This window comes from Arthrobacter sp. BC5, assembly GCF_056680255.1.
This window is the reverse complement of sequence record NZ_CM155273.1, coordinates 3,440,386-3,458,794: the sequence shown is the minus strand read 5'-3', so window position 1 is coordinate 3,458,794 and position 18,409 is coordinate 3,440,386. Positions and strand designations below refer to the sequence as shown.

The following is an 18,409-nucleotide window of genomic DNA, read 5'->3' as shown; positions in this document are numbered from 1 at the left end:
CGGGAGCACTAGACTTGTCCGGTGGCTACTCCTGCATCAACAGACTCGTTCGTCCATCTCCACAACCACACCGAGTACTCGATGCTCGACGGCGCGGCCCGCCTGACGGACCTGTTCAGCCACACCGAGGAACTCGGGATGAAGGCCCTCGCGACCACGGACCACGGGTTCGTCTTCGGGGCCTTCGACTTCTGGAGCAAGGCCAACAGCGCGGGTATCAAGCCCATCATCGGCGTCGAGGCATACCTGACCCCGGGCACCGCCCGGAACGACCGCACGCGTGTCCAGTGGGGCGGCGGAGGGCGCGACGACGTCTCGGGTGCCGGCGCGTACACCCACATGACCCTCTGGTCCGAGACCACGGGCGGCATGCACAACCTCTTCCGGATGTCCTCGCTGGCGTCCCTCGAGGGCTACCTCTACAAGCCCCGCATGGACCGCGACCTCCTGCAGACCTACGGCAAGGGCCTCATCGCGACGACCGGCTGCCCCTCGGGCGAGGTGCAGACCAAGCTCCGGCTCGGCCTCTACGACGAGGCACGGCAGGCGGCATCGGACTTCCGTGACATCTTCGGTGCGGAGAACTACTTCTGCGAGCTGATGGACCACGGGCTCGACATCGAGCGGAACGTCAAGGCCGACCTGATCCGGCTCGCGAAGGAGCTCGGCCTGCCCCTCGTGGCCACCAACGACCTGCATTACACCCACGCCGAGGACTCCAAGGCGCATGCTGCGCTGCTCTGCGTCCAGTCCGGCTCGACCCTCGCGGATCCCAAGCGCTTCAAGTTCGACGCCGACGAGTTCTACCTCAAGTCTCCCGCCGAGATGCGGGCGATCTTCAGGGACTACCCCGAGGCCTGCGACAACACGCTGCTCATCGCCGAGCGGTGCGACGTCGAGTTCAACACCAAGGCCAACTACATGCCGCGCTTTCCCGTGCCGGAGGGGGAGAACGAGCAGTCCTGGTTCGTCAAGGAGGTCGAGACGGGCCTGCAGTTCCGCTACCCGGCCGGCGTGCCCGACGACGTCCGCAAGCAGGCGGAGTTCGAGGTGGGCGTCATCACCCAGATGGGCTTCCCCGGCTACTTCCTGGTGGTCGCGGACTTCATCAACTGGGCCAAGAACAACGGGATCCGGGTGGGCCCGGGCCGTGGCTCGGGTGCGGGCTCCATGGTGGCGTACGCGATGCGCATCACCGACCTCGACCCGCTCAAGCACGGGCTCATCTTCGAGCGGTTCCTGAACCCCGAGCGTGTCTCCATGCCCGACTTCGACGTCGACTTCGATGATCGCCGCCGCTCGGAGGTCATCCGCTACGTCACCGAGAAGTACGGCGACGAGCGCGTGGCCATGATCGTCACGTACGGCACCATCAAGGCCAAGCAGGCCCTGAAGGACTCCTCCCGCGTCATGGGCTACCCGTTCTCCACGGGCGAGCGCCTGACGAAGGCCATGCCGCCGGACGTCATGGGCAAGGGCCTCGCCCTGGCGGACGTGCACAACAAGGATGCCAAGCGCTTCTCGGAGGCCGAGGAACTGCGCGAGCTCCTGAAGACCGACGCCGACTCCGCGAAGGTCTTCGAGACGGCGCTCGGCCTCGAAGGGCTCAAGCGCCAGTGGGGCGTGCACGCCGCGGGCGTCATCATGTCCTCGGATCCGCTGATCGACATCATCCCGATCATGCGCCGGGAGCAGGACGGCCAGATCATCACGCAGTTCGACTACCCCACGTGCGAGGGGCTCGGACTGATCAAGATGGACTTCCTCGGCCTGAGGAACCTGACGATCATCACGGACGCGGTCGAGAACATCAAGGCCAACAAGGACACCGAGCTCGTGCTCGAGGACCTCGAGCTCGACGACAGGGAGTCCTACGAGCTCCTGGCGCGCGGCGACACCCTCGGCGTCTTCCAGCTCGACGGCGGTCCCATGCGGTCCCTGCTGAAGCTCATGCGCCCCGACAACTTCGAGGACATCTCCGCCGTCCTCGCGCTCTACCGGCCCGGCCCCATGGGCGTGAATTCGCACACGAACTACGCGCTGCGCAAGAACGGGCTGCAGGACATCGAGCCGATCCACCCCGAGCTCGAGGGGCCGCTCGAGGAGATCCTCGGCGGGACGTACGGCCTGATCGTGTACCAGGAGCAGGTGATGTCGGCCGCGCAGAAGCTGGCGAACTTCACCCTCGGCCAGGCGGACATGCTGCGCCGCGCCATGGGCAAGAAGAAGAAGTCCGAGCTGGACAAGCAGCAGGCGGACTTCTTCGCGGGCATGAAGTCCAACGGGTACTCGCAGGCCGCGATGGACAAGCTGTGGACCGTGCTCGAGTCCTTCTCCGACTACGCCTTCAACAAGGCCCACACCGCGGCCTACGGCCTCGTCTCCTACTGGACGGCGTACCTCAAGGCGCACTATCCGGCGGAGTACATGGCGGCGCTGCTCACGAGCGTCGGCGACGACAAGGACAAGCTGGCGATCTACCTCAACGAGTGCCGCCGCATGGGCATCACCGTCCTGCCGCCGGACGTCAACGAGTCGAGCGTGAACTTCACCCCGGTCGGCAAGGACATCCGCTTCGGCATGGGTGCCATCCGCAACGTGGGTGCGAACGTCGTCGGCGCGATGGTCGGCGCGCGGGAGGAGAAGGGCGCCTTCGGCTCCTTCAGCGACTTCCTGCAGAAGGTGCCCGCCGTCGTCTGCAACAAGCGCACCATCGAATCCCTCATCAAGGCCGGGGCCTTCGACTCGCTGCGGCACCCCCGCCGGGCCCTGGCGATGATCCACGAGGAGGCCGTGGACTCCGTGATCGTCCTCAAGCGCAACGAGGCGGCGAACCAGTTCGACCTGTTCAGCGCGTTCGACGACGGCGGGGGCGCCGTGGGCGGGCTCTCCGTGGAGGTGCCCGACCTGCCCGAGTGGGACAAGAAGGACAAGCTCTCCTTCGAGCGGGACATGCTCGGGCTCTACGTGTCCGACCACCCGCTGCAGGGCCTGGAGGGCATCCTCGGCCAGCACGCCGATTCCTCCATCCCGTCGATCATCAGCGAGGAAGGACCGGCGGACGGCGCCATCGTCACCATCGCGGGGATGATCACCTCCCTGCAGCGCAGGATCGCGAAGAACAGCGGCAACGCCTACGCCCGTGCCGAGGTCGAGGACCTCGCCGGTTCCATGGAGGTCATGTTCTTCGGCCAGGTCTACGGTCCGATCTCCGGGGTGCTGGCGGAGGACCTGATCGTGGTGGTCCGGGGACGCCTGCAGCGCCGGGACGACGGCGCCGTGATGCTCAACGCGCAGGAGCTCTCCGTGCCGGACCTCAGCGAGGGGCACTCCGGGCCGGTGGTGATCTCGATGCTGCAGCACAAGGCCACCGAGACGGCCGTGACCGCGCTCGGCGATGTGCTCAGGACGCACCCGGGAACGAGCGAGGTACTGATCCGCCTCAACGGGTCCCGCAAGGTCGAGGTGATGAAGCTCGGCGTCGACCTGCGGGTCAATCCGACGCCGGGACTCTTCGGCGACCTCAAGGTGCTGCTCGGCCCCGCCTGCCTCGACGCGTGAACCGCGCCGGCTAGATGACGTAGTCGGTGGCCGTCGGTGTGCCGTAGCTGCCGCCGTGGTAGAGCAGGGGAGCGCCGTCCGGCCCGATGCTCGCTGCGACGACCTCGGCGACCACGACGGCGTTGTTCTCGAAGGACAGGCGCATGCTGATCCGCCCCACGAGCCAGCCGGCCACGTCCTTGAGGACGGGCACTCCCTCAGGCCCCGGTTCCCAGTGGTCGCCCGTGAAGCGGTCCTTCGTGCGGGCGAAACGGTTCGCCAGTCCCTCGTTCTCCGTGCTGAGCATGTGGACCCCGACGAAGTTGGTGTTCGCGACCGCCGGCCACGAGGAGGACGTCCTGGCCATGTTGAAGGAGAAGCGCGGCGGCTCGGCGGACAGCGAGGCGACGGACGTCGCGGTGAAGCCGTACGGCACGCCGTCGTAGGTCGCCGTGATGATGGCGACGCCGGCGGCATGGCGCCGGAACACCTCGCGGAATGAATCGCCGTGCAGTTCGGGCGCTGGCTGCAGGGCTGCTGGCGCGATGCTGGGGTTGTTCACGTGGTTCCTCCGGAGGATCGACGGCGGCGGACAACGCGCTTGCGGACGGGCCCCTCCGAGCGGAGGCCGTTCACGCTGCCACCACCACCCTAGGCGCGGTGCCCGGACGCAGGGCGGTTTGTTAATGTAGAAGTCATGCGCGCCAGACAGGAACCGGACACCGGTTCGAGCAACTACCCGCCTCCTGTCTACGCGGTGGCCGAGGACCGCCGGTCGGTTCCGCCGGCCGGCGTGTTCTGGTGGCTCGGATCCACGATCCTGCTCGGCGCCGTGCTCGGAGCGGCCTGGTGGCTCCTCGCCCCGACCGGGCGCCTCTTCGGGGATCCCGAGGTCGCCACGGAATGGGTGCTCCGCGACCTCACCCTCGCCGGGCTCGAACTCGTCGCCGGCGTCGCCGTGGGAGCCGTCGTCGCGAGCCGCCTGAACCTGCCGGGAGTGGTGGCGCGCATCCTGGCCGCGATCGGGGGATCGATCCTCGGGTCACTCCTCGCCCTCGGGGTCGGTGAAGGCTTCGCCTACCTCTTCGGACCGCACGGGCAGGACGACCTGCCCGGTTCGGACTTCCTGCTGCAGTCCTATGGGGCCCTCGCGATCTGGCCGGCCGTCGCCGCGGTGATCATCTTCGCCACCGCCCTCATCGGGCTGGCGCGTCGCAGGACCTGATGCCTCCGCGGCAGCAACCTTCCTGCAGCGCTCCCGATAGACTTCGAGGGTGACTCCAGCGCCCAGCACCTCCCCGACCATCGGCTTCCGCACCATCGATCTCCGGGGGCGGACCCTGTCCCCGGGGGACCTTAAGAACGCGATGCCGAGGGCGGCGGCCAGTGCCCAGTCCTCGGAGGCCGCCGTCCAGGCGATCATCGACGACGTCCGCGCGCGCGGGTTCGAGGCGCTGGGCGAGCTCGCCCGGCGGTTCGACGGCGTGGAGCAGGAACACCCGCGGGTGCCGGAGCACGTCATCGAGGCTGCTGCAGCGGGGCTCGACGACGACGTCCGCGAGGCCCTGCAGGAGGCCATCCGGCGTGCGCGCATCTTCGCGCAGGCGCAGGTTCCCGCGGACGTCGAGGTGGAGGTGGCGCCCGGCGCCCTCCTCACGCACAAGTGGATCGCCGTGGACCGTGTGGGTCTCTACGTTCCCGGCGGGCTGGCCGTCTACCCGTCGTCCGTGGTGATGAACGTCGTGCCGGCGCAGGCCGCCGGGGTCGGCTCCATCGCCCTCGCCTCGCCGCCCCAGAAGGAGTTCGGTGGCTGGCCGCACCCCGTCATCCTCGCGGCGGCAGCGATGCTCGGGATCACCGAGGTGTACGCCATGGGTGGCGCGCAGGCGGTCGCGGCCCTGGCGTACGGCATCCCGGACCCGTCGGGATCCGGCCGTAATATCGACCCCGTCAACGTCGTCACGGGGCCGGGCAACGTGTTCGTGGCGACCGCCAAGCGCCTGGTCCGGGGGAAGGTCGGCATCGATTCCGAGGCCGGCACCACCGAGATCGCCGTCCTCGCCGATTCCACGGCGGACGCCGAGCTCGTCGCGGCCGACCTCGTGAGCCAGGCCGAGCACGATCCCCAGGCGGCGTCGGTGCTCGTGACGGATTCGGCGGAACTCGCCGCCGCCGTCGTCGAGGCCCTGGAGGTGCGCGCAGGTGCGACGCGCCACGCCGATCGGGTGCGGACGGCTCTGTCCGGCCCGCAGTCAGGGGTGATCCTGGTCGACGACATCGAGCACGGTATCGCGGTGTGCGATGCCTATGCGGCGGAACACCTCGAGATCCAGACGGCTGATGCCCGCACCGTGGCAGGCCGGATCCGCACCGCGGGTGCCGTCTTCGTCGGTGCGTACAGTCCCGTCAGTCTCGGGGACTACTGCGCCGGATCCAACCACGTCCTGCCCACGAGCGGGACGGCGGCCTTCGCCTCCGGGCTCAACGTCACCACCTTCCTGCGAGCGATGCAGCTCGTCGACTACGATCGTGCCGCGCTGCACGAGGTGGCGTCGTCCATCGTCTCCCTCTCGCAGGCGGAGAACCTGCCGGCGCACGGCGAGGCCGTCGCGGCACGGTTCCAGGGCCCGCCGGCCGGGGCCATGGAATGATCCCAGCCACTACATCTGGTAATTACAGTGTTGTTGTTTCACCATATGTAGTTCTAAACTGGGTGCGACGATCGTTTTCGAGGCGGAGGGGTAGCGATGTACTGTCCGTACTGCCGTAACCCCGACTCCCGGGTCGTCGACAGTCGCCTCGCGGATGATGGGTCAGCGATCCGCCGGCGCCGCCAGTGCCCCCAGTGCGGCCGTCGTTTCAGCACCGTGGAGACCACGAGCCTGAGCGTCGTCAAGCGCTCGGGCGCGGGCGAACCCTTCAGCCGGACGAAGATCATCAACGGCGTCCGCAAGGCCTGCCAGGGCCGGCCCGTGACCGAGGACGACCTCGCGCTCCTGGCTCAGGAGGTCGAGGAGAACGTCCGGGCGAGTGGCGTGGCGGAGATCGATGCCCACGAGGTGGGGCTCGCCATCCTCGGACCGCTGCGGAAGCTGGACCAGATCGCCTACCTGCGCTTCGCGAGCGTGTACCAGGGCTTCGAATCGCTCGAGGACTTCGAGGAAGCCATAGAGACCCTCCGCCGGCAGGCGAAGGACAACGAGCGGGTGCCCGCCGGGGCGCAGCGGCCGTTGACGGCGCACTAGCGCCCAGAAGACCCCGGTGGTGGCTGCGGAGGGGAAGCCGACGCCACCACCGGTTCCACCGTCCGCACCAGCGTGGCCGGTGCCCGGGAACGCGGAAGCCCGGTACGGATCCGATCCGTACCGGGCTTCTGTGTCGGGGGGCTCAGGCCTTCGGCGTGAACAGCAGCGCCGCCTGCAGGGCCGCGCCCACGATGCCGGCGTGATTCTTCAGCTGCGCCGGGATGATGGGGGTGCGCAGCTGCAGCGACGGCAGGTACTCGCTGCTCCGCTTCGAGATGCCGCCGCCCACGATGAACAGCTCGGGCGAGAAGAGGAACTCCACGTGCGAGAAGTAGCGCTGGAGGCGGACGGCGTACTCGTCCCAGTCGATGCCGTCGCGTTCGCGGGCGACGGCCGAGGCCCTGGTCTCGGCGTCGTGCCCGTCGATCTCGAGGTGGCCGAGTTCGGCATTGGGCACGAGCTTGCCGTCGAAGATGAAGGCCGAGCCGATGCCCGTGCCGAGGGTGATGACCAGGACGGTGCCCATCTTCCCCTTGCCGGCGCCGTAGCGGACTTCGGCGAGGCCGGCGGCATCGGCATCGTTGATCACGTGGACGTCACGACCGAGCACCTGCGTGAACAGGGCATCGACGTCGGTATCGACCCAGCTCTTGTCCACGTTCGCTGCAGAACGCGCGACCCCGTGCTGGATGATGGCGGGGAACGTGACCCCCACCGGCACCTCGGCGGGGGGTCCTTCGGGACGCGACGACAGTTCGGTGACGATCTGCGCGACGACGTCGGCCACGGCTTCCGGCGTGGCGGGCTTCGGCGTCGGGATGCGGTACCGCTCGCCGATGATGACACCCTTGTCCAGGTCGACGATGCCGCCCTTGATGCCGGTACCGCCGATGTCGATACCGATGACGGTGGTGGGAATCTTCTTCGATTTCTTCTTGTCGGTGTCCTTGGGCATGATTCTCCGTCGAAGTGTGGGCCGGCGCGAGCCGGGATCGGGGTGGTGCAGTGTGCGGTAAGGGTCCGCGGGCGGCTGCTTCAGGGCAGGGTCAGGATCTCCGCGCCGCGGTCGGTGACAACGAGTGTGTGCTCGAACTGCGCTGTCCTCTTCCGGTCCTTCGTGACGACGGTCCAGTCATCCCCCCACATGGTCCAGTCGATGGTCCCGAGCGTCAGCATCGGCTCGATGGTGAAGACCATCCCCGCCTCGATGACGCGGTTGTAGGCGGGAGCGGCGTCGTAGTGCGGGATGATCAGGCCCGTGTGGAACGCTTCCCCGACGCCGTGCCCGGTGAAGTCACGGACAACACCATAACCGAAGCGCTTCGCGTAGGACTCGATGGCGCGTCCTATGACGTTGATCTCGCGGCCGGGCGCCACGGCGCGGACGGCGCGGTTCAGGGACTCCTGCGTGCGTTCGACGAGCAGGCGGGACTCATCGTCGACGTCGCCGATGCAGAACGTGTAGTTCGTGTCGCCGTGGACGCCGTCCTTGTAGGCGGTGATGTCGATGTTCAGGATGTCGCCGTCCTGGACGACCGTCGAGTCGGGGATACCGTGGCAGATGACCTCGTTGAGCGAGGAGCACAGCGACTTGGGAAAGCCCCGGTAGCCCAGGGTCGAGGGGTAGGCGCCGTGGTCGAGCAGGAATTCGTGGCCGATGCGGTCCAGCTGGTCGGTCGTGACCCCGGGCTCCGCGTGCCTGCCGACCTCCACGATGGCGGAGGCCGCGATCCTGCTGGCGATCCGGATCTTCTCGATCGTCTCCGGGGTCTTCACCTCGGATCCGGTGAACGGCGCCGGCGCCTTACGGCCCACGTATTCAGGTCGGGTGATGCCCGGGGGAACGGGTCGCTGGGGCGAGACGGTGCCGGGGGTCAGGGTCCCGAGGGGAGCGGTGGCGGAAGACTGGGGCATACCCTTGATCCTATAGCGGGCTCCGGTGGGCGGCCGAAAGGCGGCGACGCCGTGATCGGCCGGTGACACCGGCCCTGTCCCCGATCTAGGAGGTCGTCATGACGGAGTACTGGTTCAATGTGCGCACGCACGAGGTCGAAGAGGACCGGCAGTCGGACTGGTCCCAGCTGATCGGTCCGTACGCCACACGGGCCGAGGCGGAGAAGGCCCTCGAGAAGGTCCAGCAGCGCAACGACGCCTGGGACAAGGACGACGACTAGGGCACGTCCGGGCGGGTGCCGGCCGGCTAGAAGGTGTGCTCCGGGCCCGGGAACGTGCCGTCCCGCACGTCGTCCGCATAGGCCCGGGCAGCGCCCGAGAGGATCGCCCGCACATCGGCGTACTGCTTGACGAAGGTGGCCTGCCTGCCGCCGCGCAGCCCGGCCATGTCCTGCCAGACGAGGACCTGCCCCGTCGTGCCCGGCCCCGCGCCGATGCCGATGGTCGGGACCCGAACGGCGGCATCCACCGCGTTCGCCGTCTCACCGGGGACCATCTCCATCAGGATGCAGAACGCGCCCGCGTCCGCCAGCGCGACGGCGTCGTCCACGATGCGCCGGGAGGCGTCACCCCGGCCCTGGACCCGGTAGCCGCCGAGGGCGTGTTCGCTCTGCGGCGTGAAGCCGATGTGCGCCATGACCGGGATCCCGGCACGGACGAGGGCACGCACGGTGTCCGCGTAGTCCGCGCCTCCCTCCATCTTGACCGCCTGCACCAGGCCCTCCTTGAGGAGGCGGACCGAGGACTCCACGGCCTGCTGGGGGGAGACCTCGTAGCTGCCGAAGGGGAGGTCCGCCACCACGAGCGCACGCTTCGCCGCCGTGCTCACCGCCCGACTGAACAGGATCATCTCGTCCAGGCTGATCGGCAGGGTCGTGGCATGCCCCAGCACGTTGTTGGCGGCCGAATCGCCCACGAGGAGCAGCTCGATGCCTGCCTCGTCGAAGACCTGGGCCGCGTACTGGTCGTACGCCGTCAGCATCGCGAAGTGCCTGCCCTGGTCCTTGGCCTGCTGCAGGTGGTGGATCCGGATCCGCCCGGGCCGCGTCGGGGTGGCGGCGCCGGAGCGGGGGGCCGCGGCCGCTCCCTCTCCGTAGGGTGCAGGCAGTTCGGCGGAAGTCATGCAACGAGACTATCGGACGGCCGGCGCCGCTTCCCGGCCCCGTCCCGCCCAGCCGGCAGGGCCCCATCGCCCGTTCGCGGGGCGCGTAACCGGGCGTTAACGTCGGCACGCCAGAATGGACGGGGCCGCCACGCCTGATCAGCCCGTCCGGGTCAGTAGAGTGAGGACGGCAGGCCCACGCGCGCCCGACGGCACGGTGGGTGCGCCCTGGGTGCCCCGAGCGGGCGCGCCGGACGCGCACGACGTCGGGCATGGACAGCCCGCAGCCCGAGAGGGCGCGGGTGACGAATCAAGGAATGAGGATGGTCATGGACCGGCAGCAGGAGTTCGTACTGCGAACGATCGAGGAGCGCGACGTCCGTTACGTGCGCCTGTGGTTCACCGACGTCGTCGGTTCGCTGAAGTCCGTCGCCCTGGCGCCCGCGGAAGTGGAAGGAGCCTTCGAGGAAGGTCTCGGCTTCGACGGATCATCGATCGAGGGCCTCGCCCGGATCTATGAATCGGACATGCTGGCCCAGCCCGATCCGACGACGTTCCAGATCCTGCCGTGGCGCGGCGACAAGGAGCAGACGTCGCGCATGTTCTGCGACATCCTGACGCCCGACGGCCAGCCGTCCACCGCTGATCCGCGCGGCGTGCTCAAGAAGACCCTGGCGAAGGCCGCCGACATGGGTTTCACCTGCTACACCCACCCGGAGATCGAGTTCTACCTGCTGAAGTCCGCCGAACTCGGCATCGACGGTCAGCCCGTGCCCGTCGATTCCGCCGGATACTTCGACCACGTGCCCGGCGGCGTCGCCCAGGACTTCCGCAGGACCGCCGTGGCGATGCTCGAGTCCGTGGGTATCTCCGTCGAGTTCAGCCACCACGAGGCCGGGCCGGGCCAGAACGAGATCGACCTGCGGTATGCGGACGCACTGCAGACCGCGGACAACATCATGACGTTCAGGACGATCATCAAGGAGGTCGCGCTGACGTCCGGCAGCTACGCCACCTTCATGCCGAAGCCCTTCTCCGAGCACCCCGGCTCGGGCATGCACACGCACTTCTCGCTGTTCGAGGGCGACACCAATGCGTTCTTCGAGGCCGGCGCCGAATTCCAGTTGTCGACGACGGCGCGCCAGTTCATCGCCGGCATCCTCCGGCACGCCCCCGAGTTCACGGCCGTGACCAACCAGTTCGTCAACTCGTTCAAGCGGCTGTGGGGCGGCGGAGAGGCGCCCAGCTACCTCTCCTGGGGTCATAACAACCGCTCCGCCCTGGTCCGCGTCCCGCTCTACAAGCCCAACAAGGGCCAGTCCGCTCGCATCGAGTACCGCGGCATCGATTCCGCGAGCAACCCCTATCTCGCCTACTCGGTGCTGCTGGGCGCCGGCCTCAAGGGGATCGAGGAGGGCTACGAGCTGCCGCCCGCCGCCGAGGACGACGTCTGGAGCCTGACCCCGGCCGAGCGTCGTGCGATGGGGCACGCCCCGCTGCCCGCGAGCCTCCACGACGCGATCCGCGTCATGGAGGATTCGGAGCTCGTGGCCGACATCCTGGGTGAGCAGGTCTTCGAGAACTTCCTGCGGAACAAGCGAGCGGAGTGGCACGACTACCGGATCCAGGTGACCCCGTACGAGCTGCGCCGGAACCTCAACATCCTGTAGGGCCTGCTGACAGGCCTGCTGCGATGGCTAGTGTTGGCGCATGAGCCTTAACCGCAAGCTGATCAGTTACGGCTTCACCGACCTCGAGAAAAGCCGGCGCTTCCTGGATGCGCCGGAGCTGCAGGGGCTGAACGACGACGACCTCTTCGGAGGACTGGCGGTGGCCGCGAACCCGGACCAGGCCCTGCAGTCCTTCGTGCGGCTGCTGGCCGTGGACCGGAAGGCCGCCTCGGACGCGTTCTCCGACGAGGGGCGGCGGGGGCCGTTCTTCAGGCTCCTGGGGGCGTCCGAGGCGCTCGGCGAGTTCCTCATGCGGCATCCCGAGCACCTGGACGTCGTGCGGCCGGGGCCGGTCGCACCGCCCGTCGTGGCGCCCGAACATCTCAGATCGGAGCTGCTCCGCTCCGTCGGCGCCGATCCTGCCGGGGACAACCCGGTGGCAGGCGTCCTGGGGCTCGACGCCTACTGCGGTCTGAGAGTGGCCTACCGGCGGCTCCTGACGGACCTGGCCGTGCGGGATCTGTGCCACTGCTCGCCGGTCGACTACCTGCCCGTCGTCGGTCGTGAACTGGCCGACCTCGCCGCCGCGGCGCTGGAGGCGTCCCTCGCCGTCGCGCGGGCGGAGCTGGGCGAGGTGTACGGGCCCGACGCCGTCGCGCGGGTGAGGCTGGCAGTCATCGCCATGGGCAAGAGCGGTGCCCGTGAACTGAACTACATCTCCGACGTCGACGTGGTGTACGTGGTGGAGGGCCAGGACCTCGACGACACGACCCTCACGCGGATCGGTACCGGCCTGGCGTCCGGAGTGTCCCGCGGCGTCTACTCACCGGGGCCGGAACCGGCGCTCTGGGAGGTCGACGCGAACCTGCGCCCGGAGGGCAAGGACGGGCAGCTCGTGCGGACCCTGCAGTCCCACGTGTCCTACTACGAGCGGTGGGCGAAGACCTGGGAGTTCCAGGCGCTGCTGAAGGCCCGGGCCGCCGCAGGGGATCCGGAGCTCGGCCGCCGCTACGAAGAAGCCATCGCTCCCTTCGTGTGGGCTTCGTCGCAGCGGGAAGGGTTCGTCGAGGCCGTTCGAGCCATGCGTCGCCGCGTCACCGACAACATCCCCAGGGACGAGGAGGCCCGACAGCTCAAGCTCGGAGCGGGCGGGCTGCGCGACGTCGAGTTCACCGTCCAGCTGCTGCAGCTCGTCCATGGCCGGCTGGACGAGTCGGTGCGGGCCAGGGACACGGTCTCGGCGATCGGAGCACTGAGCGCCGCCGGCTACATCGGCCGTTCGGACGCCCTGGACCTCGATGACTCCTACCGCTACCTGCGGGTCCTCGAGCACCGGATCCAGCTCATGCAGATGCGCCGGACACACCTCATGCCGGAGGACGAGACCGCACTGCGGGCGCTGGCGAGATCGTCCGAAGGATGCATGGTCACCGTCCGCCCGAGCGCCCAGAGCCTCCACGACCAGTGGCAGCGCACCCGGCGGCTGGTGAAACGGCTCCACGAGTCGATCTTCTACCGCCCCCTGCTCAACACTGCGGCGACGCTCCAGCCCGAGGACATCCAGCTGACGGCCGAGGCCGCCCAGGCCCGGCTCGCCGCCCTCGGCTACCAGGACCCGCGCGGTGCCCTGCGCCACATCGAGGCCCTCACCGGCGGCCTGCGACGGCGGGCGATGCTGCAGAGGCAGCTCCTGCCCATCCTCTTGGGCTGGTTCGCCGACGGCGTCGATCCCGACGCCGGCCTCCTCGGGTTCCGCCGCCTCAGCGAATCCCTCGGCGAGAGCCACTGGTACCTGGGCATGCTGCGTGACTCCAATGCCGCCGCAGAGCGGCTCTGCGCCGTCCTCTCGAGCAGCCGCTTCATCACGGACCTGCTCGAGGTCTCGCCGGAGTCGACCCAGTGGCTCGGTTCCGACACGGCCCTGGTGCCCGTGAGTTTCGACGATCAGTGGCAGGAGATCCGGTCCAAGATGAGCCGGCATCCCGAGCCGGGCGAGGCCATCCGGCTGATCCGGCTCATACGGCGTCGAGAACTGCTGCGCATCGCCATCGCCGACAGCTCCAGCCTGATCTCGCAGGCGGAGGTGGGGGAGGCCCTGGCCGACGCGGACCGCGCGGCGGTCCTCGGCGCGCTGCACGTCGCGGAGAAACAGGTGTTCGGGCAGGAGGATCAGCTCACCGACGTCGTCGTCATGGCGATGGGCCGGCAGGGCGGCCGCGAGATCACCTACGGCTCGGATGCCGACGTCATCTACGTCCATCGTCCCCTGCCGGGCGTGGACGAGGCGGCCGCACAGAAGCAGGCCGAAGCGATCGTCGCCCGGTTGTCGGCCCTGCTCACCCAGCCGTGCAAGCCACCGGTGCTCGCCGAACGGGTGCTGGAGATCGATGCGGCACTCCGGCCGGAGGGCAAGCAGGGAGCCATGGTGCGGTCCATCGACTCCTACCGCGAGTACTACCGGCGCTGGTCCCTCGTCTGGGAGGCGCAGGCGCTCCTGCGCGCACGGCCCTTGGCGGGCGACGACGGGCTGGCGGCCGAGTTCCTCGACGTCATCGATCCCGTGCGCTATCCGCAGCAGCTCGGTGAATCCGACGTCCGGGAGATACGGCGCATCAAGGCCCGGGTCGAGTCCGAGCGGCTCCCGCGCGGGGCCGATCCGTCGCGGCACCTCAAGCTCGGGCGGGGCGCCCTCAGCGACGTCGAGTGGCTGGTCCAGCTCCTCCAGCTGCAGCACGCCCGGGCGATACCGGCCCTGCGGGTGCAGTCCACGCTCGCGGCCCTGGACGTCATCGCCGCTGAAGGCCTCCTTCCGGTCGAGGATGCGGCTCTGCTGCGCGACAGCTGGAGCCTGACGACGCGGATCCGTGCGGCGATCGTGATCTGGAGCGGTCGCGGTTCGGACGTGCTGCCCTCCCCGCGGCGGGACCTGGAGGCGGTGGCCCGGTGGTGCGGGTACGGACCGGGCAGCGGCTCGGAACTGGAGGAGGACTACTTGCGGATGACGCGACGCAGCCGGGCCATCTTCGAGCGGCACTTCTACGGGTACTAGGTCTTCCCGGCCCTGCCCGTCACCCCTCGGCCGCAGCGAGGCGTTCGGCGAGGATCGGCGACAGGGACCGCATGAAGGTGCTGGTCACATGGTTGGAGTCGAAGTAGACGTGCACGCCGCCGATCGCGGAATAGCAACGCCCGTCCGGGCAGAACTGGTCCTGCAGGTCGAGGACCGTCACCATGGGCGAATCCAGGGCCACGGCGGCATCGGCGAGGGGATCGCCCGCGAGCGCCTCATGTGACGGCAGGGAGCACGCCAGGGGCGAGGAGGCATTGTGGGTGAGGCACGCCGGGCCCATCGTGCCCTGCGTGAGGGGTGTGTCACGCAGGACATGGACGCGCACACCGGCGTCGACCCAGGGGCTGATGCGGGCGGCGAAAGCATCCCGGTACTGGCTGGCCTGGTCCCGACCCGACCCGTCGTCGATCACCTCGCGCGCGCCGAATGCCGAGACGAACACCGTGTCCGGTTTCTCCGCAATGATGCGGTCGGAGACTTCCTGGCTCCAGCCGAGGCAGGCCTCCTGCGACGGCGCGTCGGTCGGCTTTCCGTCGAACTCCGTCCGACGAACGCCGACGTAGGGACAACCGCCGACAAGGCTCTCCTGAACGTGCCATGAGGATTCCCTCGCCAGCGCGTAGAGGGCGGTCTTCCATTGTTCCGCGTGCGAGTCGCCCACGAACCAGACATCGGCGGTTGCGGGCCCCCCGCCGGCGAAGTCGCAGGTACTCAGGCGGGCACCGCCACTGACCACGATCGGGTCCTCGGCTTCAGCGCATTCCTCAACGGTGAACCAGGGCGCTTCGTCCGGCCCGACGTTCGCGAGCGCCGGTGGTCCGAAAGCATCACTGCAGTCCGGGTTGGAAAGGCTCTTCGCGCCGAAGCACGGACCACCCGACATCGCATCGAGCGCCGCCTGCTGGCGGTTTCCTGCAGCGCCTGCGGAGGCGGTCATCGCGATGGCGGCGAGGATCATCGCGAGCATGACCGACAGCAGGACGACCATGACCCTGCGGGTGCCGTAGCGGGCCAAGAGTGTCGTCCTCGCGGGGTCCTCGACGACGACCTTGCTCAGGGAAGCGAGCACGACCGTCCCCACCAGGAGGAGCACCGTGTCGAACGGCCGGAGCTCCCGTCCGAGGACGGCCGGCACGAGGAGCAGGGCCGGCCAATGCCACAGGTAGAGGGAATAGGAGACATCACCGAGGTGCTGCACCGGACGTACCGCGAGGACCGAGTTGGGTGACCAGGAAGGATGCTCCGGGCCCGCGGTGATGATGAGGACCGTACCCACCACGGGGACGAGCGCCAGATAGCCCGGGAACAGTGTCCGGTCGGTGAAGGAGACCGCCGAGAAGAGGATGAGGCCATAACCCACGCACTGCGCCATGCCGACGAGCGCGAGCCTCGTGGGGACGGGTCGGGTTCTGTCGCTCTTCCGTGCACCGAGGGCGATGAGCGCCCCCGCGGCGAACTCCCACGCCCGACCCGGCGTCACGAAGTAGGCTGCGCTCCTGCTGGTGTACGTGAGGTAGACGCAGAAGAGCAGCGAGAGCAGGAACACCAGGCCGAGTACCACCGTGAGCAGCGCGCGGTGCCGAAGGCGACGGCGGACGGCGAGGGTGAAGACGACGACGAGGAGGAGGGGCCAGACGAGGTAGAACTGCTCTTCGACCGACAGCGACCAGTAGTGCTGCATCGTCGACGCGGATTCGGTGTGCGCCGAATAGTCGACGGACTTGAGCGCCAGGACCCAGTTCTCGACGTAGAAGTTGGCGGCGAGTGTCTCCTGTGCGATACCGGCCCACCGCGTGAAGGGCATCACGATCCACGCAGCGACGAGTGAGACGACGGAGACGAGGAGGGCGGCGGGAAGGAGCCGGGCCGCCCGGCGCGCATAGAACGAACCGAGACGTATCCGTCCGGTGCGCTCGAGCTCGCCGAGAAGATGTTTGGTGATGAGGTACCCGGAGATGACGAAGAAGATGTCCACGCCCACGTACCCGCCCGGCAGCAGGCCCGGCGCGGCATGATTGGCCACGACGAAGGCGACGGCGAGGGCGCGCAGTGCCTGGATATCCTTGCGCGGCGCTCCGCCCTTCGTCGTGCCGGTGCGGGCTCCGCCGGCCCGCAGCCGACTCCGGCGTGCGGCAGCGTCCTGGGTAACTGTCATCGGTTCTCCTGAGGAGCCGCAAGAGGAACATTCAGCCCAGGTTCGGTGACGTTGATCAAGGACATATGCGGCCTCGACGAGTATACGAGCAGTGGCTGCCGACCGGGGTCATGGTGGATCGAAGCGATCATCGGAGTGTCGGCCCGTCAAGAAGGGATCGTCCTCGGCCCGGGCATGACGACGGCGGCCCCCCGCACCGGGAGACCGCCGTCGTCGTGCTGTCGCGAGACGCTACTGCTAGACGCCGTAGTAGAGCTCGAACTCGTAGGGGTTCGGGCGCATCGACAGCGGCAGGATCTCGACCTCGCGCTTGTACGCGATCCAGGTGTCGATCAGGTCCTGCGTGAAGACATCGCCGGCCTGCAGGAACTCGTTGTCGGCTTCGAGGGCCAGCAGGGCTTCCTCGAGCGACCCCGGTGCCTTCTGGATGTGCTTCGCTTCCTCGGCGGGGAGCTCGTAGAGGTCCTTGTCGATGGGCTCGGCAGGCTCGATACGGTTCTTGATCCCGTCGAGGCCGGCCATCAGCTGGGCAGCGAACGCCAGGTACGGGTTCGACGAAGGATCCGGTGCGCGGAACTCGATGCGCTTGGCCTTCGGGTTCGATCCCGTGATCGGGATGCGGATGCCGGCGGAGCGGTTGCCCTGCGAGTAGACCATGTTGACCGGGGCCTCGAAGCCCTTGACCAGGCGGCGGTAGGAGTTGACCGTCGGGTTGGTGAAGGCGAGGACGGCGGACGCGTGCTTCAGGAGCCCGCCGATGTACCAGCGGGCCATGTCCGACAGCCCGGCGTAGCCGCGCTCGTCGTAGAACAGGGGCTGTCCACCGCTCCACAGCGACTGGTGGCAGTGCATGCCCGAGCCGTTGTCGCCGAAGATCGGCTTCGGCATGAAGGTCGCCGACTTGCCCCACGCGTTCGAGACGTTCTTGACGATGTACTTGAACTTCTGCAGGTCATCCGCAGCGTGTGTCATGGTGGTGAACTTGTAATTGATCTCCGCCTGGCCGGCGCCGCCGACCTCGTGGTGCGAGCGCTCGACCTCGAGGCCTGCCTTGTCCAGTTCGACGCAGATCGCGTCGCGGAGGTCGGCCTGCTTGTCGACCGGCGACACCGGGAAGTAGCCGCCCTTGAAGGGTGTCTTGTTACCCAGGTTGCCGCCGACTTCCTCGCGTCCGCTGTTCCACGGAGCCTCGATCGAGTCCACCTTGTAGAAGCTGCCCTGCGGCGAGGACTCGTACTGGACGTTGTCGAAGATGAAGAACTCCGCCTCGGGGGCGAAGAACGCGGTGTCCGCGATGCCGGTCGAGGAGAGGTACGCCTCGGCCCGCTCTGCGACGCTGCGCGGGTCGCGGTGGTAGGGGTCACCGGTGCGGGGGTTGACGATGGAGAAGTTGAGCGCGAGCGTCTTCTCCGTCCGGAACGGGTCGATGAAGGCGGTCGTCACGTCGGGGATGAGCTGCATGTCCGATTCGGCGATGCCCTGGAAGCCGCGGATGGAGGATCCGTCGAAGAGCTGGCCATGCACGAAGAAGTCCGCGTCGACTGACTTGGCAGGAACGTTGAAGTGCTGCTGCACTCCGGGGAGGTCGGTGAACCGGACATCGACAAACCTGATGTCTTCGTCGGCGATGAACTTGAGGACCTCGTCCGCATTCTTAAACATCGATTCATGCTC

At 68.3% G+C, this 18,409-nt stretch carries 13 protein-coding genes; 7 read left to right on the top strand and 6 right to left on the bottom strand.

The genetic code is table 11. From position 1 onward, the window contains the following. The first annotated feature begins 21 nt into the window (after positions 1–21). The gene (gene dnaE / locus AC1MFI_RS16215; RefSeq protein WP_479818174.1) at positions 22–3,561 is read left to right on the top strand and encodes a DNA polymerase III subunit alpha; all 3,540 of its coding nucleotides are present in this window, start codon (positions 22–24) and stop codon (positions 3,559–3,561) included. Positions 3,562–3,571: 10 nt separating this feature from the next. Here dnaE and AC1MFI_RS16210 read toward each other — a convergent pair whose 3' ends face one another. Further along, a complete protein-coding gene (locus tag AC1MFI_RS16210) occupies positions 3,572–4,102 on the bottom strand; it encodes a flavin reductase family protein (RefSeq protein WP_479818172.1) in 531 nt (176 codons plus the stop codon). Between the two features lie 135 nt (positions 4,103–4,237). Here AC1MFI_RS16210 and AC1MFI_RS16205 point away from each other — a divergent pair, with 135 nt between their 5' ends. The 3 genes from AC1MFI_RS16205 (at position 4,238) to nrdR (ending at position 6,785) form a co-directional block, all read left to right on the top strand. After that, entirely contained in the window at positions 4,238–4,765 is a 528-nt protein-coding gene (locus AC1MFI_RS16205; protein ID WP_479818170.1) for a hypothetical protein, read from the top strand. A 49-nt stretch (positions 4,766–4,814) separates the two neighbouring features. Then, on the top strand, positions 4,815–6,191 hold the full coding sequence (gene hisD / locus AC1MFI_RS16200) for a histidinol dehydrogenase (RefSeq protein WP_479818168.1): 1,377 nt from the start codon (positions 4,815–4,817) through the stop codon (positions 6,189–6,191). A gap of 96 nt (positions 6,192–6,287) precedes the next feature. Continuing rightward, positions 6,288–6,785 (top strand): transcriptional regulator NrdR, encoded by a 498-nt coding sequence (gene nrdR / locus AC1MFI_RS16195; protein WP_479818166.1) that lies wholly within the window; start codon positions 6,288–6,290, stop codon positions 6,783–6,785. 142 nt (positions 6,786–6,927) lie between these two features. Here the strand turns inward: nrdR and ppgK are convergent, their stop codons facing one another. Together ppgK and map are read right to left on the bottom strand one after the other, a co-directional pair. After that, a complete protein-coding gene (gene ppgK, locus AC1MFI_RS16190; RefSeq protein ID WP_479818163.1) occupies positions 6,928–7,740 on the bottom strand; it encodes a polyphosphate--glucose phosphotransferase in 813 nt (270 codons plus the stop codon). An 80-nt stretch (positions 7,741–7,820) separates the two neighbouring features. Beyond that, complete coding sequence (map, locus tag AC1MFI_RS16185) at positions 7,821–8,699, bottom strand: type I methionyl aminopeptidase (protein WP_479818161.1); 879 nt, start codon at positions 8,697–8,699, stop codon at positions 7,821–7,823. A gap of 98 nt (positions 8,700–8,797) precedes the next feature. Between map and AC1MFI_RS16180 the strand changes: the two genes are divergently transcribed. Continuing rightward, positions 8,798–8,959 carry an SPOR domain-containing protein gene (locus AC1MFI_RS16180; RefSeq protein WP_140395032.1) on the top strand — a complete coding sequence of 54 codons (162 nt, stop codon included), beginning with the start codon at positions 8,798–8,800 and terminating at the stop codon, positions 8,957–8,959. Positions 8,960–8,985: 26 nt separating this feature from the next. Here AC1MFI_RS16180 and panB read toward each other — a convergent pair whose 3' ends face one another. Continuing rightward, entirely contained in the window at positions 8,986–9,861 is an 876-nt protein-coding gene (gene panB, locus AC1MFI_RS16175; protein ID WP_479818158.1) for a 3-methyl-2-oxobutanoate hydroxymethyltransferase, read from the bottom strand. A gap of 308 nt (positions 9,862–10,169) precedes the next feature. Here panB and glnA (AC1MFI_RS16170) point away from each other — a divergent pair, with 308 nt between their 5' ends. Next, a complete protein-coding gene (gene glnA, locus AC1MFI_RS16170) occupies positions 10,170–11,510 on the top strand; it encodes a type I glutamate--ammonia ligase (protein WP_479820922.1) in 1,341 nt (446 codons plus the stop codon). A 40-nt stretch (positions 11,511–11,550) separates the two neighbouring features. Beyond that, entirely contained in the window at positions 11,551–14,559 is a 3,009-nt protein-coding gene (locus tag AC1MFI_RS16165) for a bifunctional [glutamine synthetase] adenylyltransferase/[glutamine synthetase]-adenylyl-L-tyrosine phosphorylase (protein WP_479818156.1), read from the top strand. A 19-nt stretch (positions 14,560–14,578) separates the two neighbouring features. Here the strand turns inward: AC1MFI_RS16165 and AC1MFI_RS16160 are convergent, their stop codons facing one another. Further along, a complete protein-coding gene (locus AC1MFI_RS16160; protein ID WP_479818155.1) occupies positions 14,579–16,735 on the bottom strand; it encodes an acyltransferase family protein in 2,157 nt (718 codons plus the stop codon). A 237-nt stretch (positions 16,736–16,972) separates the two neighbouring features. Next, the gene (gene glnA, locus AC1MFI_RS16155; RefSeq protein ID WP_400484411.1) at positions 16,973–18,397 is read right to left on the bottom strand and encodes a type I glutamate--ammonia ligase; all 1,425 of its coding nucleotides are present in this window, start codon (positions 18,395–18,397) and stop codon (positions 16,973–16,975) included. Positions 18,398–18,409: the final 12 nt, after the last annotated feature.